We start from the raw sequence: 1,149 nt of genomic DNA on the forward strand, positions 1-1,149 counted from the left end.
TCGTCGATCTCGCTGGGGCGGATGGTGACGACCGGACTGCGGATCAATCGGTTGGTCGGGTCGACGATGCGCATCACCTTGAGGGGCGCGGCCTGCGGCTTGATGTCGGCGAGGACGCCCAGCCGCTCAAGCACCTTCAAGGCAGGGTTCATCAGTGCCGTCGTGCGGCCATCGGGAGCGGATGCCTCCGGCCCGACGAGCGTCACCGGAAAGCCGGCATCGGCGAAACCGAGCGCGGCGATCAGCCCTGCCGGCCCCGTGCCGGCGATGAGTATCCGTGTTGTTTTCTGAGGCTCCAAGATCGGCTTCCGGCTTGCGATGCGGGGCAGCGCACGCGCCCCGCCACTCGATGAGCATATAGGTCAGGTCATACGGCTTGATCAACGGGGCGATTCGGCCCATTCGAAGGTCATGACCGGCCGCCAGGACGACTTCAGCCATCTCGACAGCGCAGGCCGTGCGACGGCCGATATCGCACGCAACCCGCGTTTGACGGTGAACCTCGTTGTCGGCGCCGGCATCCTGCTTGCCTGGCTGTCCCTGGCCGCAATGGCGGTCCGCGCCGCGGAGGGACGCGCCGCGGGTATCGGCGCGCCCGGCGACGCCTTGTTGAAAACCCTGCCGCAGCTGCCGTTGCCCGATTCCGTGGCCCGGTTCTTCGCCCTCTGCCTCTCGGCCGCGCCCCTGGACGGAGATATCGGCCCGCGCGCCGGTGCGCTGACGGCAATGTGGTTCCTGATGGCGACCGCGACGATGCTGCCCTCGGCGGCGCCGATGATCCGAACCTATTGCGAGATCGCCGATACGGCCAGGATCAGGCATGAGCCGGTCGTCCATCCGCTGGTGCTGGTCGCCGGCTATCTCTCGACATGGCTGGCCGCGTCGGCTGGGTTTGCGGCGCTGACGCTCGCCATCGATGCGTTCGCCTCGTCAGGCCAGATGTTCGATCCGGTTCTGGGCATTGCCGGCGCTGTCGCCTTGCTGGTCGCCGGCCTCTACCAGTTCAGTGGCCTGAAGGAGGGCTGCCTGAAGAAATGCAGGAACCCCTTCGCGATCCTGTTTGCCAACTGGAGCGCGCGGCCTGCAGCCATTTTCCGGCTCGGCGTCGCGCAAGGCATCTGGTGCCTTGGCTGTTGCTGGGCACTGATG

2 protein-coding genes are annotated in these 1,149 nt (G+C 66.9%); one reads left to right on the forward strand and one right to left on the reverse strand.

What is annotated here, in order from left to right; translation table 11 throughout:
* Positions 1–299 (reverse strand): FAD-dependent monooxygenase (locus FJ980_RS33145; RefSeq protein ID WP_181181408.1); only part of this gene is annotated, 299 nt, incomplete at its 3' end.
* 112 nt (positions 300–411) lie between these two features.
* Between FJ980_RS33145 and FJ980_RS33150 the strand changes: the two genes are divergently transcribed.
* A partial coding sequence (locus FJ980_RS33150) for a DUF2182 domain-containing protein (protein ID WP_181181409.1) occupies positions 412–1,149 on the forward strand: 738 nt, incomplete at its 3' end.

It is taken from the genome of Mesorhizobium sp. B1-1-5, from assembly GCF_006443065.1.
Taxonomy (GTDB): Bacteria; Pseudomonadota; Alphaproteobacteria; order Rhizobiales; family Rhizobiaceae; genus Mesorhizobium.